General features: G+C 71.5%; 12 protein-coding genes and 1 pseudogene. 8 read left to right on the forward strand and 5 right to left on the reverse strand.

Annotation, left to right across the window (positions count from 1 at the left end; translation table 11 throughout):
- Both dhaK and DBR36_RS16995 read right to left on the reverse strand, forming a co-directional pair.
- On the reverse strand, positions 1-918 hold a 918-nt coding region (gene dhaK / locus DBR36_RS16990; protein ID WP_258222975.1), incomplete at its 3' end, for a dihydroxyacetone kinase subunit DhaK.
- A 94-nt stretch (positions 919-1,012) separates the two neighbouring features.
- Positions 1,013-1,714 (reverse strand): 1-acyl-sn-glycerol-3-phosphate acyltransferase, encoded by a 702-nt coding sequence (locus DBR36_RS16995; RefSeq protein WP_258222977.1) that lies wholly within the window; start codon positions 1,712-1,714, stop codon positions 1,013-1,015.
- 125 nt (positions 1,715-1,839) lie between these two features.
- Between DBR36_RS16995 and DBR36_RS17000 the strand changes: the two genes are divergently transcribed.
- The gene (locus tag DBR36_RS17000; RefSeq protein WP_146185418.1) at positions 1,840-2,850 is read left to right on the forward strand and encodes an FKBP-type peptidyl-prolyl cis-trans isomerase; all 1,011 of its coding nucleotides are present in this window, start codon (positions 1,840-1,842) and stop codon (positions 2,848-2,850) included.
- Positions 2,851-2,859: 9 nt separating this feature from the next.
- Positions 2,860-3,942 (forward strand): 1-deoxy-D-xylulose-5-phosphate reductoisomerase, encoded by a 1,083-nt coding sequence (gene dxr / locus DBR36_RS17005; protein ID WP_108320862.1) that lies wholly within the window; start codon positions 2,860-2,862, stop codon positions 3,940-3,942.
- Between the two features lie 129 nt (positions 3,943-4,071).
- Here dxr and DBR36_RS17010 read toward each other — a convergent pair whose 3' ends face one another.
- Positions 4,072-5,736, reverse strand: coding sequence for a Mur ligase family protein (locus DBR36_RS17010; protein ID WP_181373669.1), 1,665 nt, complete (start codon positions 5,734-5,736; stop codon positions 4,072-4,074).
- Between the two features lie 87 nt (positions 5,737-5,823).
- Here DBR36_RS17010 and DBR36_RS17015 point away from each other — a divergent pair, with 87 nt between their 5' ends.
- Positions 5,824-7,140, forward strand: coding sequence for an RIP metalloprotease (locus tag DBR36_RS17015; RefSeq protein ID WP_108320863.1), 1,317 nt, complete (start codon positions 5,824-5,826; stop codon positions 7,138-7,140).
- A gap of 18 nt (positions 7,141-7,158) precedes the next feature.
- Here the strand turns inward: DBR36_RS17015 and DBR36_RS17020 are convergent, their stop codons facing one another.
- The gene (locus DBR36_RS17020) at positions 7,159-9,087 is read right to left on the reverse strand and encodes a chorismate-binding protein (RefSeq protein ID WP_108320864.1); all 1,929 of its coding nucleotides are present in this window, start codon (positions 9,085-9,087) and stop codon (positions 7,159-7,161) included.
- A gap of 214 nt (positions 9,088-9,301) precedes the next feature.
- Here DBR36_RS17020 and ispG point away from each other — a divergent pair, with 214 nt between their 5' ends.
- Both ispG and DBR36_RS17030 read left to right on the forward strand, forming a co-directional pair.
- Positions 9,302-10,453, forward strand: a complete 1,152-nt coding sequence (gene ispG, locus DBR36_RS17025) for a flavodoxin-dependent (E)-4-hydroxy-3-methylbut-2-enyl-diphosphate synthase (protein WP_181373670.1) — start codon at positions 9,302-9,304, stop codon at positions 10,451-10,453.
- 66 nt (positions 10,454-10,519) lie between these two features.
- Entirely contained in the window at positions 10,520-11,698 is a 1,179-nt protein-coding gene (locus DBR36_RS17030; protein ID WP_108320866.1) for a benzoate/H(+) symporter BenE family transporter, read from the forward strand.
- A 27-nt stretch (positions 11,699-11,725) separates the two neighbouring features.
- Here DBR36_RS17030 and DBR36_RS17035 read toward each other — a convergent pair whose 3' ends face one another.
- Positions 11,726-12,523: an NADH:ubiquinone oxidoreductase subunit 4 (chain M) gene (locus DBR36_RS17035; RefSeq protein WP_108320867.1), complete on the reverse strand. Its 798-nt coding sequence runs from the start codon at positions 12,521-12,523 to the stop codon at positions 11,726-11,728.
- 206 nt (positions 12,524-12,729) lie between these two features.
- Between DBR36_RS17035 and DBR36_RS17040 the strand changes: the two genes are divergently transcribed.
- The 3 genes and pseudogenes from DBR36_RS17040 to DBR36_RS18005 form a co-directional block, all read left to right on the forward strand.
- Entirely contained in the window at positions 12,730-13,599 is an 870-nt protein-coding gene (locus DBR36_RS17040) for a hypothetical protein (protein WP_146185419.1), read from the forward strand.
- Between the two features lie 243 nt (positions 13,600-13,842).
- Complete coding sequence (locus DBR36_RS17045; RefSeq protein ID WP_181373671.1) at positions 13,843-14,373, forward strand: RNA polymerase sigma factor; 531 nt, start codon at positions 13,843-13,845, stop codon at positions 14,371-14,373.
- A pseudogene (locus tag DBR36_RS18005) lies at positions 14,370-14,614 on the forward strand (hypothetical protein); the annotation flags it as partial. The gene DBR36_RS17045 and the pseudogene DBR36_RS18005, both read left to right, overlap by 4 nt.

The following is a 14,614-nucleotide window of genomic DNA, read 5'->3' on the forward strand; positions in this document are numbered from 1 at the left end:
GGTGAGCGAGACGCCCGCCATGTCGAGGCTCGTGATGTAGTCGCCGATCAGCACCCGCTGCGCGTCGATGCCGGCCGCGGTCAGCAGGGGGGCGATCTCGCCGTAGAGCAGGTACTGCTCGATCAGCGGCGTGGCGCCCAGGCCCGACAGCAGCACGATCGCGGGCCCGACGGCGTCGCCGAAGTCGTGGACGATCGGGTCGACCAGCAGCTTCGCGATCTCGCGAGCCGAGGCCAGCTTCACGCGCGTGCGGCCGGGCTCGCCGTGGATGCCGACACCGACTTCCATCTCGTCGTCGGGGAGCTCGAACGTCGGTCGGCCGGCCGCGGGAACGGTGCAGCTGGTCAGCGCGACGCCCATCGAACGCCCGGCCGCCGAGACGCGGCGCGCGAGCGCGGCGACAGCGGCCAGGTCGGCGCCCTCTTCGGCGAGGGCGCCCACGATCTTCTCGAGGACGACGGTGGTGCCCGTTCCGCGACGACCGGCGGTCCAGGTCGAATCCTGCACGGCCACGTCGTCGGCCACCAGGACGGACTCGACCTCGACGCCCTCGGCGGCGGCGAGCTCGGCGGCCATCTCGAAGTTGAGCACGTCGCCGGTGTAGTTCTTCACGATGTGCAGCACCCCGGCTCCGGAGTCGGCCGCCTGCGTCGCCGCCAGCACCTGGTCGGGGGTCGGAGAGGTGAACACCTCTCCTGCCGCGGCGGCGTCGAGCATGCCCCGGCCGACGAAGCCGCCGTGCATCGGCTCGTGTCCCGATCCGCCGCCCGACACCAGCGCCACCTTGCCCGCGCGCGTCGGTTCGGCGCGCAGGATGACCCGGTTCTCGGCATCCACGCGCAGCTCGGGGTGCGCCGCGCCGATACCGCGCAGGGCCTCGGCCAGCACGTCTGCCGGGTCGTTGACGAACTTCTTCACGGTGCCTCCTCGTTGTGGCGTCGACGGTTCGGGCCGTCCTCCACGACGATGCTCGTCGGCGCGCCCCGCGTCAAGGGCGACCGGCGAGCCGTGCTCAGAGGCGTTCGTGCGGAAGGACCTGCTTGATGCGCTCGATCGGGTTCTGCGCGGGCGCCTCGTTGTACGCGTTGGCCAGCTCCTGCCCGCTGAGGGCGTGGATGGCGGCCATGATCTCGTCGGTCGCCCCGCGGCGGGCGCGCCCCGACGAGGCGGGACCGTGCGGCGACAGGTCGAGCGGCGTCCCGAAGCGCACCGTGATGCGCTCCTTCGTGCTGGGGAACTTCGCACCCACGGGCATGGCCTTGTCGGTGCCGATCAACCCCACCGGGACGACGGGGGCGCCGGTCTGCAGCGCGAGGAACGCCACCCCGGTGCGGCCCTTGTACAGGCGCCCGTCGAGCGACCGGGTGCCCTCGGGGTAGAGGGCGACCGCGCGGCCGTCCTCGAGCAGCACGCGCTGCTGGTCGAGGGCGTCGAGCGCCTTCTGGCCCGCGCCGCGCTCGACGGGGATCGCGCCGATGGCGGTGAAGAACTGCCGAGACGCCCACTTCTCGAAGTACGCCGACTTCGCCAGGAAGTGCACGGGACGCGGAGCGGCGACCGGGATCGCGATCGAATCGATGAACGACAGGTGGTTGCTGGCGAAGATCACGGGCCCCGTGCGCGGGACGTTCTCGCGCCCCTCGACGCGGGGGCGGTACACCGCACGAGCGAGGGGAGCGATGAGGAAACGCCCCAGTCCGTACGCGGCGCCCATCTGCTGCGGCTCTGCGGCGGGGGTTTCGGCGGAGGGGTCGGAACTCACCCGACGACTTTACTCGCCGCCGCATTCCCGAGCGTGCATGGGGGCGGACATGGCCCTCTCAGCCACGCCAAAGCGTCATGCGCAAGGATGGAGGCTTCCCGATCCCCTTCGAGAGGTCTGCCGTGCGCTTCCGCCCGATCGCTTCCCTGTCCGTCGCCGCCGCCGCGGCGCTGCTGCTCGCGGGCTGCTCGGGTTCGCCCGATCAGGCGCAGACTCCGGATGCCACGGGCTCGGCGGACGCCGGGCAGTGCCAGAGCGCCCTCACCGAGGCACCGGCCCCCGAGGGGCTCGAGGTCTCGGGCGACTTCCGATCCAAGGTGACGGTCGACCTGCCCGCGGGGTACAACCCGACCGAGCTCCAGCGCACGACGCTCGTCGAGGGCTCGGGTCAGGAGGTCCGCGCCGGAGACGTGCTGAAGGCCAACTACACCCTCATCGACGCCGCCTCCGGACAGGTGCAGCTGCAGTCGCTCGACACCGCCCCCGACGGCATGGACACGCTCATCGCGTCGCAGCAGATCTTCGGCGCCGCTCTCGAGTGCTCCACTATCGGCTCGCGCACCGTGTCGTCGTTCCCCGCCGGGACGCTCGGCGAGGGCTCACCCGCCTTCGTGCTCGTCGCCGACGCCATCTCTGAGCAGCCCACGCGCGCCGAGGGCGCCGAGGTCGCCCCGGTCGAGGGTCTGCCCACCGTCACCTTCGACGACAACGGCGCGCCGACCATCACCATGCCCTCCACCCCGGCTCCGACCGAGGTCCGCATCGAGAATCTGCGCCAGGGCACCGGCGACGTAATCAACCCCGGCGACCAGGTGATCGTGCAGTACACCGGTGCGCTCTACGACGGTGGCACCGTCTTCGACTCCAGCTGGGAGCGCGGCACCCCCGCGCAGTTCGTCACCAACCAGGTGGTGGACGGCTTCCGCCAGGCGCTCGAGGGACAGACCGTCGGCTCGCAGGTGCTCGTGGTCATCCCGCCCGCCCAGGGCTACGGCGACAAGGCGCAGGGAGAGATCCCGGCCAACTCCACGCTCGTGTTCGTGGTGGACATCCTCGGCGTCCAGCACGCCACCGCAGCCGGTCAGTAGGCTGACGGAATGCGCCGCGTCCTCATCCTCGGTTCCACCGGTTCGATCGGGACGCAGGCGCTCGACGTCATCCGCGCCAACCCCGACCGTTTCGAGGTCGTCGGTCTCGCGGCCGGGAGCGACCGCGCCGGAGTCGACGCGCAGGCCGCGGCCTTCGGCGTGGACGCCGTCGCTCTCGGTGCCGTCGAGGCGGAACAGCTGGTCCGTGACGTCGACGCCGACGTGGTGCTGAACGGCATCACCGGTTCGGTGGGGCTCGGTCCGACGATCGCCGCGCTCGAAGAGGGGCGCACCCTCGCCCTCGCGAACAAGGAGTCGTTGATCGTCGGTGGCGATCTGGTGACCGCGCTCGCCGCGCCGGGTCAGATCGTGCCGGTCGATTCCGAGCACTCGGCCATCGCGCAGGCGCTCCGGGCGGGCGACGCGCACGAGGTGCGACGGCTGGTGCTCACGGCATCCGGGGGCCCTTTCCGGGGACGCTCACGGTCGCAGCTCGCCGACGTGACACCCGCGCAGGCCCTCGCGCACCCCACCTGGGACATGGGCCGCGTCGTGACGACCAACTCGGCGACCCTGGTGAACAAGGGCCTCGAGGTGATCGAGGCGCACCTGCTGTTCGACGTCGACTACGACCGCATCGATGTCACCGTCCACCCGCAGTCGATCGTGCACTCGATGGTCGAGTTCGTCGACGGTTCGACCATCGCGCAGGCCTCTCCGCCCGACATGCGGCTGCCGATCTCGCTGGGCCTGGACTGGCCGCACCGGGTCGGCGGCGTCGGCGCGCCGCTCGACTGGACGCGGGCCTCGCAGTGGACCTTCGAGCCCCTCGACGAAGAGGCGTTCGGCTCGGTCGCCCTCGCCAAGCGCGTCGGACGAGCCGGCGCGACGTATCCCGCGGTCTTCAACGCCGCGAACGAGCAGGCCGTCGACGCGTTCCACGAGGGGCGTCTGAGCTTCCTCGAGATCGTCGAGCTCATCGAGCGGGTGGTCGACCGGCACGAGGCCCCCTCCGCGCTCTCGCGCGAGTCCCTCGCTGAGGCCGAGGCGTGGGCGCGCCGGACGGCTGACGAGATCATCGCCGCGCGCTGAGTTCGCGCGAGCGCTGCACACCTTCGGCGCGAGGATCGCTGAGCGCGGCTTGCGCGGCGTGCGGCGCGGGTATGCAGGAGTTGTGCAGCGCCCGCGAACGGAGGCCCCGATCCGTCGCCGACCCCGCGGTCAGGCGGGGAAGTCGACCGGACGCTCGGGGTCGGACGACGGCGTGGCATCGGTCGGGTAGGGCACCGGCCACTGCGGATCGGGCACGGCCCATCCCGCGGCACGCAGGGCGCGGCGCGAGAGCTCGCGCGCCGAGTAGGGGGTGCGCACGCCGCGGATGTCGCGGTAGTCCTGGTGGCCGGGGCCGGCCCACAGGATCGCGTCGCCCTCGCCGACGAGCTTCACGGCCTCGAGGATCGCGCGCTCGGGCGGGGTGAACTCGTGGATCTCGCCGTCGGGACGCGCGCCGCGCGCCCCCTCGACGAGGACCGCGCGGATGGCATCCGGATCCTCGTGGCGCGGGTGATGGTCGGTGATGACGAGGATGTCGCTGCCCTCGACCGCGGTGCGTCCCATGTCGAGACGCTTGGTGGCGTCGCGATCGCCGTCGGCGCCGAACACCATGACGACCTTGCCGGGCGTGACGCGACGCACGGCCGCGAGCGTCTTCTCGAACGCGTCGGGGGAGTGACCGAAGTCGACGTAGACCGCGGGACCGTGCGGACCCGAGACGAGCTGCGTCCGCCCCGGCAACGACGCGTCGATGCGTTCGCCGTCGAGGGTGCTGTACAGGTGCTCCCAGGTGTACCCCACCTCGAGCAGCATGACGATGGCGAGACCCGCGTTGGCCGCCATGTGCCGACCGATGACGGGGACGACCGTCGTGAGCGCACGACCCTTGCCGTCCGTCAGGGTGAACTCGGTGCCCTCCTGCCGCTCGTCGACGATCTCGACGCGCCACTGGGCGGATGCCGCGGCGGCGGCGTCCTCGGCGATCGCGGGCGTCGCGATGGTGACGACCGGGATCTCGGCGCGCGCGGCGATCTCGATCCCCGCGACGGTGTCGAGGCACACGACGCCGCGGCGGGCGCGGTCGGGACGGAACAGGGGCAGCTTCGCCTCGAAGTACTCGCGCATATCGGCGTAGTCGTCGAGGTGGTCGTGGGAGAGGTTGGTGAAGCCGGCGACGTCGAAGATCAGACCGTCGACCCGGTGACGCGTGAGCGCCTGCGCGCTCACCTCGACCGCGACGGCCTCGACACCGCGTTCGCGCATGAGCGCGAGCAGGGCGTGGAACTCGGACGCCTCGGGCGTCGTCAACCGCGACACGATGACCTCGCCGGCGATGTGCCGCTCGGCCGTCGAGGACAGACCCGTCACGACGCCCAGCTGGTCGAGGATCCCCTCGAGCAGGTGCGACACGCTGGTCTTGCCGTTCGTGCCGGTGGTGGCCAGCAGTCGCGGCAGCTCGTCCTGGGGACCGGTGCCGTACACCCAGGCCGACAGGTCGCCGAGAAGGGCGCGGGGATCCTCCACCACCACGATCGGAAGACCGGCGGATGCCGCGACGGCGGCGCCGTCCTCGTCGGTGATGACCGCGACGGCACCCCGCTCCGCGGCGGTGGGGGCGAACTCGGCCCCGTGGCGGTTCACGCCGCGGATCGCGACGAACGCCTCGCCGGCGCGCAGGTCGGCGGTGGCGAGCGTGATGCCGGTCACGGCGGTGCCGTCGACGTCGCCGACGGTGCGCACGCCGAAGAGGCGGGCGAGTTCGGCGAGGTCGCGGCGGGGAGGCCGCTCCGGTCGGAGCACGGGCGGGAGGTTCGAGGCAGCGTCGGTCGACATCGCTCCCATTGTCTCATCCGGCGTCGCACAGACACCGCATCGCGGCCGCACGGGCCGTTCAAAGGCGGGCGGCGGTATCGTCAGCGGGTGACCGCGATCACCTTCCTCATCGGCGTGCTCGTGCTCGTGATCGGCCTGGCCGTCTCGATCGCCCTGCACGAGATCGGGCACCTGCTGCCCGCGAAGCTCTTCGGCGTGCGCGTCGGTCAGTACATGATCGGGTTCGGCCCGACGCTCTGGTCGAAGCGCATCGGCGAGACCGAGTACGGCTTCAAGGCGCTGCCGCTGGGCGGCTTCATCTCGATGGCGGGCATGTTCCCCCCGGCTCCGGACGACGCCGAGCCCGGCAGAAAGCGCTCGCGGTTCTTCGCCACCATGGTGCAGGACGCCCGCGACGCCAACGCCGAGACGCTCATCGCCGCCGACGACCGGGTGTTCTACAAGCTGCCCGTCTACAAGCGGATCATCGTCATGCTCGGTGGTCCGGTGATGAACCTCGTGCTCGCGGTCGTCCTGTTCGCCATCGCGCTGAGCGGCATCGGCGTCCAGGCCGGAACGACCACCGTCGCCTCGGTCAGCCAGTGCGTGATCCCCGCGAGTCAGCAGCGCGATGCGTGCACCACGGGAGACCCGGTCGCCCCGGCCGCGGCCGCCGGCATCCAGCCCGGCGACCGCCTCGTGTCGATCGACGGCACCCCGGTCGAGACGTTCGCCGACGCGGCGGCGATCATCCAGCGCTCGCCCGGCCAGCAGCTGTCGGTGGTCATCGACCGCGACGGCACTCAGCAGACCGTGCAGTTCACCCCGCAGAGCACGGACCGTGCGGTGACCGACGACCGCGGGCGGGCCGTGACCGATGCGAGCGGAGCCCCCGAGTACGAGACGGTCGGCTTCGCCGGGCTGCGCGCGCAGGAGGCTCTCGTCCCCCAGCCGCTCACGACCAGCTTCGAGGCCACGGGACAGTACATCGGCACGGTCGCGCAGATCATGTCGCAGCTGCCCGTGCGCATCTACGACGCGGCGGCCGACACCCTCACCGGTCAGCCGCGCGACGCCAACAGTCCCATGAGCGTCGTCGGCGCGGGACGCATGGCCGGCGAGATCGCCGCCGTCGACGCCCCCATCCTCGCCCGCGTGCAGCAGATCCTCGCGCTGCTGGCGGGGCTGAACGTCGCCCTGTTCGTGTTCAACCTCATCCCGCTGCTGCCGCTCGACGGCGGACACGTCGTCGTCGCGCTGTGGGACGGTGTCAAGCGCTGGCTCGCGCGGATGCGCGGCAAGGTCGCACGACCCGTGGATGCCACGAAGCTCGTCCCCGTGACGTTCGTCGTCGTGGTGCTGCTGGTCGGAATGGGCGGCGTGCTGTTCCTGGCGGACATCTTCAACCCGGTGCAGCTGCTGTAACGCGCCGGGTCCTCGGCGTCAGAGCGCGTGGGCGATCAGCCGCTCGAGCGTGCGCATGCCGTCGCGCGAGAGGATCGACTCGAGGTGCCCCTGCACGCTCGCGACCGCGGGGCCGCGCAGGGCGTACACGTCGCCGGTCTCGGCATCCGCGGCCACCTCGATCGGGATATCGCGATCGACGGTCGAGAGCCCCCGTGCGGTGGTCCCGGGCGCGACGCGCGCCGTGAAGGTGTTGTAGAACCCGATGGACGCCGGCTCGCCGAACACGTCGACGCTCTTCTGCAGGCCCTGATGCGGCTGCGCGAGCGGCGCCAGGTCGATGCCCAGCTGATCGGCGAGGATCTGGTGGCTCAGGCAGACCGCGAGCAGGGGGGCGCCCCCGTGCAGGCGCCGCGTCACCACGCGACGCATCGCGGCGATGCGCGCGCTGTCGTCGTCGCGCGGATCGCCGGGCCCGGGGCCCGAGACGACGAGGTCGGCGGCATCCATCTCGCTGTCCGTCACCCGTGACCAGTGCACGATGCGCGCATCCAGTCCGAGGTGGCGCAGCTGGTGGGCGAGCATCGTGGTGAAGCGGTCCTCGGCATCCACGACCACCGCCGTGCGCCCGGCGAACGGGCCGGTCTCGTCGGGGTCCTGCGGGTTCATCCAGAACGGTGCGAGGCGGTCGTTGCGCGATGTCAGCAGCGCGGCGATCGCGGGATCCTCGGCGAGCGGCCGGCGTTCGGCGACGGGGGCGTCGGGATCGGCGTCGGCGGGCGCAGCGGGAACGTCACGGGGGATCGCGCCGATGGCGCCGAGCACCCCGGCCGCCTTGCCGTGGGTCTCGCCGACCTCGCCGTACGGGTCGGAGTGGCGCACGAGCGTCGCGCCGACCGGCACGCGCAGGCGCCCGTCGACCAGGTAGGCCGTGCGGATGAGGATCGGGGCGTCGAGGTCGTGGGTCGGCCCCTGCACGGCCCCGTTCGGGGTGAACAGTGCGGCGACGCCGGAGTAGTAGCCGCGCGGGGAGGTCTCGTGACGGGCGATCACCGTGCACGCGTTCTGCATGGGCGAGCCCGTGACGGTGGGGGCGAACATCGTCTCGCGCAGGATGTCGCGCGGGTCGAGGTCGCTGCGGCCCCGCAGCATGTACTCGGTGTGGGTCAGCCGCGACATCTCTTTGAGGTGGGGGCCGGTGATGCGGCCGCCGTCCGTGCACACGGCGCTCATCATCTTGAGCTCCTCGTCGACCACCATGAAGAGCTCCTCGGTCTCTTTGGTCGAATGCAGGAACTCCGCCAGGGTGTCCGCGGTGGCGCCGCCGGCCGGATGGCGGAACGTGCCCGAGATGGGGTTCATCGTGACGATGCCGTCCTGGGCGCTCACGTGCGCCTCGGGGCTCGCGCCGACGGCGATGTGCCCCTCGGTGACGACCGCGAAGGTCCAGTAGGCGCCTCTCTCGTGCTCGAGCAGGGCGCGGAACCACGTCAGCGCCGCCACGCGCGGGTCGGCGGAGACCCCGGCGACGAAGTCGCGGCGGATGACGAAGTTGGCCCCCTCGCCGCGGCCGATCTCGTCGGCGATGACCCGCCGGACGATGTCGGCGTACTCCTCGTCCGCGATGTCGAAGCCCGCTCCCTCGAGCTCCACGGGGGAGGAGGGGAGGGATGCCATGACCTCCGCGCGCGGAAGGACCGTCCGCTCGCCGATGACGAGGCAGCGCAGCGGGGCGCCGTCGTCGTGGCAGACGAACCCGCGCTCGCGGACCTGTCGGAAGGGGACGAGGGCGAGCACCTCGCGGTGCCGGCCGTCGGCATCCGTCAGCGGGATGTCGGCGAGCAGCTCGACGTCGACGACGTCGCCCGTGAGCACCTCGACGGTGTCGGGGTCGCGCGCGATGAGCGCGAACGGCGCGTCGCCGGTCAGCAGGTGCAGGAGCGGGGAGGAGGGGTCGGGCCCGATCATCGAAGTACTTCCGTCTGTGAGCGAGGGTCCTGTGCGGCCGCCGAAAACACGAAGACCGCCCGGATCCCGAGGGAGGGCGGTCTGTCGCACGCGAGCTCACCGCCTAGACGGTGGGCCACCAACTGCAGTGCGCGCGCATGGCGCCGAACTTATCACAGAGAGCTTTCGCAGCCGGTTCGGACTCCGTTCAGCGCGGGCGGCGTAGGCTGAGCGCGTGCCTGCTGTGAATCTCGGAATGCCCCGCGTGCCGGAGACCCTCGCTCCCCGTCGCAAGACCCGTCAGATCCGGGTCGGCAAGGTGCTCGTCGGAGGCGACGCCCCCGTGAGCGTGCAGTCGATGACGACGACGCCGACGACCAACATCAACGCCACGCTGCAGCAGATCGCCGAGCTGACGGCATCCGGGTGCGAGATCGTCCGTGTCGCCGTGCCCTCGCAGGACGACGCCGACGTGCTCCACATCATCGCGAAGAAGAGCCAGATCCCGGTCATCGCCGACATCCACTTCCAGCCGAAGTACGTCTTCCAGGCCATCGACGCCGGGTGCGGCGCGGTGCGCGTGAACCCCGGCAACATCCGCAAGTTCGACGACCAGGTCGGTGCGATCGCCAAGGCCGCCAAGGACGCGGGCGTCTCGCTGCGCATCGGCGTGAACGCCGGTTCGCTCGACCGTCGCCTGCTCGAGAAGTACGGCAAGGCGACCCCCGAGGCCCTCGTCGAGAGCGCCGTCTGGGAGGCCTCGCTGTTCGAGGAGCACGACTTCCACGACTTCAAGATCTCGGTCAAGCACAACGACCCCGTCGTCATGGTCAAGGCCTACCGCCTGCTCGCCGAGCGGGGCGACTGGCCCCTGCACCTCGGCGTGACCGAGGCCGGCCCGGCGTTCCAGGGCACCATCAAGAGCGCCACGGCCTTCGGCATCCTGCTCTCCGAGGGCATCGGCGACACCATCCGCGTGTCGCTGTCGGCCCCGCCCGCCGAAGAGGTCAAGGTCGGCCACCAGATCCTGCAGTCGCTCAACCTGCGCGAGCGCAAGCTCGAGATCGTGTCCTGCCCCTCGTGCGGTCGCGCGCAGGTGGACGTGTACTCGCTCGCCGACAACGTCACCGAGGGCCTGAAGGACATGACCGTGCCGCTGCGCGTGGCCGTGATGGGCTGCGTCGTGAACGGCCCGGGCGAGGCGCGCGACGCCGACCTGGGCGTCGCGTCGGGCAACGGCAAGGGCCAGATCTTCGTCAAGGGCCAGGTCATCAAGACCGTGCCCGAGGCCGAGATCGTCCAGACCCTCATCGAAGAGGCGAACCGCCTCGCCGACGAGATGGGCCCCGACGCCGCGACCGGCACGGCCCAGGTCATCACGGCCTGACCCGGACCGTGCCTCGCCCCCCGTCGACGGGACGAGGCTTCGCGGTCCGATAGCGTCGGAGGCCTTATGGCTTCCGACGTCTCCCTCGCTCGCCCGCTCGTCGCGGGCGTCGTCACCGCCCTGGTCGGCTTCACGAGCACCTTCGCCGTCGTCTTGACGGGGCTGCGCGCGGTCGGCGCGACCCCCGAGCAGGCCGCGAGCGGACTGCTGGCCATCACCCTGGTGGTCGGCATCGGGTGCATCGTCCTGGCCGGACGCCACCGTCTGCCGATCACCGTCGCGTGGTCGACCCCGGGTGCGGCTCTGCTCGCGGCCACAGGGGCGATCGACGGGGGCTGGCCCGCCGTGGTCGGGGGCTTCTTCGTCTCGGCGGGCCTGATCCTGTGCACGGCGCTGTTCCCCCCACTCGGGGCTCTCATCGCCCGCATCCCTCCCTCGATCGCGCAGGCCATGCTCGCGGGCGTCCTGCTGCCGCTGTGCGTGGCGCCGTTCACCGGCCTCGTCGACGACCCGTGGGGCGTGGCGCCCGTGCTGATCGTGTGGCTCGTGGCATCCCGGATCCTGCCCCGGTGGGCCGTGCCGCTGGCGTTCGTGACGGCGATCGTCGTGGTCGCCGTCGAGCTCTCGCGCACGGGCGCGGGGACGGATGCCGCGACCCTGCTGCCGCGGCTGGAGTTCACCGCGCCGACGCTCACCGTGGGAGCGGTCGTGGGCATCGCCCTGCCGCTGTTCGTCGTGACGATGGCGTCGCAGAACGTCCCCGGGGTGGCCGTGATGCGCAGCCTCGGCTACACGATCCCGTGGCGTCCCGCGATGCTCGTCACCGGGCTGGGTTCGGCTGCCGCCGCGGGCTTCGGCGGACACGCGATGAACCTCGGGGCGATCAGCGCCGCGATCGCCGCCGGCCCCGACGCCCACCCGGACCCCCGACGACGGTGGGTGGCCGGGCTGTCCGCCGGGGGCACCTACCTCGTCCTCGGTGCGCTGTCGGCGGCGTTCGCCGCCATCGTCCTGCTCGCGCCGGCCGGAGTGATCCCGGCGGTGGCCGGTGTGGCGCTGTTCGGCGCGTTCGGGTCGGCGGTGCAGCAGGCCATCGACGACCCCGGCGAGCGGGTGCCGGCCGTGGTGACGTTCCTGGTCGCGGCATCCGGTATCGCCGTGTTCGGGGTGAGCGCGGCGTTCTGGGCGCTCCTGGCCGGGCTGGTGGTGCGCGGGGTGCTGCACGTCGGGCGCGGCCCGCGCTGACGCCGTCCCGAGGCGGTGCGTCGGCGGTCAGGAGTCGAGGGAGAACTCCGCCCGGATGCGTTCGCGGGCCCCGGCGTACTCGGGCAGCTCGGCGAAGTACCGGAACTTGTCGGCCAGGACCGAGTCGCCGACGATCTCGGGCTCGAGGACGAACGTGGCGAAGGTCTCGGCGAAGTCCTCCGAGGCGTTGGTGGCGGCGTAATCGCTGACGAAGTCCGCCTCGTGAGCGGCGTAGAACGCGGCGCCGACGTCGGTGTCGAGGTTGTCGCGCGCCGGCGCGTCGTCGTACCCGACCCAGAAGCGCTCGGCGAAGCGCTGCAGGTCGGAGTCCGCCGACAGGCATCCGGCCCCGGTCCACTCGGTGTCGCAGGTCGAGGCATCGGTGTCGACATCGTCGACGCCCAGGCTCAGCAGGTGGCCGTACTCGTGGACGAGGGTGGTCAGCAGCAGCCGCGGGTCGTCGGCGAAGGCCAGGTTCGCGGCGAACGACCATCGCGTCGGATCGTCGTCGTCGCTGATGACGTAGGCGAGGGTGTCGCTGCCGGCATCGTCGCCGACGCGGTAGGTCGTGACGTCCGAGCGCACGAAGGCGGGGGTGGCGACGCGCACGAAGTCGTCCCAGAGACGTTGCGCGCGCTCGTCGGGTGCGGGGTCGAGCGCGCCGTCGGGGGTCAGGCGGTACGACGCGGTGATGGCGAAGTCCCCGTCGGTGGGGGCGGGGGAGCGCGGGTCGTCCCCGCCCAGGGCCGAGACGCCGACCCACGCGCCCACCCCGACGAGCAGGGCGAGCGAGAATCCCAGGACGAGGGTCCACCGTGCGCGCATGTGCTCACGATAGGGCGTCGGGCCGCCCGCAACGGCGTCGTCCGTCGGGCTGCGGCGGTGACCGCCCGCGAGGATGCGGATCCAGAAGAGCGATCGATCGCATCGAGAAGAAAATCGACGGGCGACGCCCTCGCCCCCGCCGACGCTCTCGCGATAGATGTTCTGCGTGACCGAACGTCTCGGCCACGATGACGAGAGGCCCCCCGATGAAACGACCAACTCTCCGCTTGCTGATCGGTGCCGTCCTGGGATCGGTGCTCGTGGGCTCCACCGCGATCGGCGCCGTCGCCGCGACCGCACCGGCGGTCTCATCGACCACGAGCGTGCGCTGTGCCGACGACGCCGCCGTGCTGTCGGTGACCGCGAAGAACACCGACAGGGTCACGCTCAAGATCACGATCAAGAGCGCCTACGGCTCCGCCGCGACGACCACGGTGAAAGCCGGTCAGTCAACCACCGCCGCATTCGCGACCAAGCGGGTGAGCATCCCGGCCGGCACGGCCTCGGTGACCGCCGTCAAGACGACCACCGGCTCCACTGCGGTCACGACGAAGGTTTCTTATCCCGCGATCGATTGCGATCCCGCGCGCTTCACCTACCGCCTCTGGCGCGCCGACAACCCGACCGCCGACCAAACGGACGCGTACGACCGCATCGAGAAGGCCATGCAGGCGGCCACAGCGCGTTACGACCGGCTGACGAGTCTGTCGCGCTTCGTGAACGTGTACTACGAACCCGGCGTGCCCACCGCCGAGGCGAGCAGCAACGGCGACCTGCGCTACGGGGCGGACCGCGCGTACATGGTCGAGGGAACGACCCTGCACGAGATCGCCCACACCCTCGGGGTGGGGACGACCTACTCGTGGGACTCGTTCTGCTACGACGGCACCTACCACGGGGCGAAGGCCACCGCTCTTCTGCGCTCCTGGGACGGCGCCGGCGCGGTGATCAACTGCGACGCCGGGCATTTCTGGCCCTACGGCTTGAACTACTCCGACGAGTTCTCCGAGACGGCGTTCGACCGCAATGTCCAGCTGGTGAATGCGATGCGCGAGGACGGGCTGACGAACGACTGAGCCGGATGCGGTGACCCGCGACCCGCGCGGGTACGCGGGTCACGGTACCGATCGACGGCGGGCGCACGTGGGAGCCCGCCGTTCTCTCGTTCTCCGACGTCCCGTCGCCTCGGTGACCGCGGGAAGCACTGCCGGGGACGCGCAGCCGCCGTTCCAGTGCCCCGCGACGGTCCGTCACCCATTCGTTACCGAGCAGAATGCCCCGCCAGTGAACCGATGTGATCTTCGCGGACACTACTGAGTGTGGATGAAGACGACGCCGGGCTGTGGGACCGGGTACGCCAAGGCGACGAGCTCGCGCTCGCCGTGCTGTTCGATCGGCACGAGGGACGGCTGTTCCGGCACGCCTGCCGACTGCTGAGCCATCGCGAGGACGCGAAGGATGCCGTGACCGTCGCGTTCTTCGAACTCTGGCGAAAGCGCGCTTCGGTGCGTCTGGTCGAGGGTTCACCGCTGCCGTGGCTGTTGACGACGGTGGCCCATTGCGCGCGCAACCTCGAGCGGTCGAGCCGGCGTTACCGCGCGCTGCTGGATCGTGCCCCCGCGATGCAGCAGGCGTCGCCGGGTGGGCAGGACGAGAGCGGCGTCCTCTCCGCGCTGAAGCGTCTGCCGGAGCGGGAGCAGGCGGTCGTGGTGCTGTCGGTGCTCGAGGGCTACGCCGAGCGCGAGGTCGCACCGGCACTGGGCATTCCGGCGGGAACGGTGAAATCGCGGCTCGCCCGCGCCAAAGCGAAACTGCGCGACGAGCTCGCGCTGGAAGGGGCACGGGCATGAACGACGAACTGACGCCCTCGGAGCGCGCGGCCCTGCGCGCCCGCATCGTGGGCGGTGCCCACGACATCAAGCCCGTCGGGGCGCACCGGAGCGCGTGGGTCGCCGGCTCGCTGGCCGCGGTGCTCGTGGTGGCGATCGCCGGGGGCGTCGCTGCGACGTCCACGCTCAGCGCGCCCGAGATCGCGAACACGCCGACGCCGTCCGCGACGCAGACGATCGCGCCCAGCCCGACCCCGAGTCT

The organism is Microbacterium sp. HMWF026 (genome assembly GCF_003061325.1).
Classification (GTDB): domain Bacteria; phylum Actinomycetota; class Actinomycetes; order Actinomycetales; family Microbacteriaceae; genus Microbacterium; species Microbacterium testaceum_E.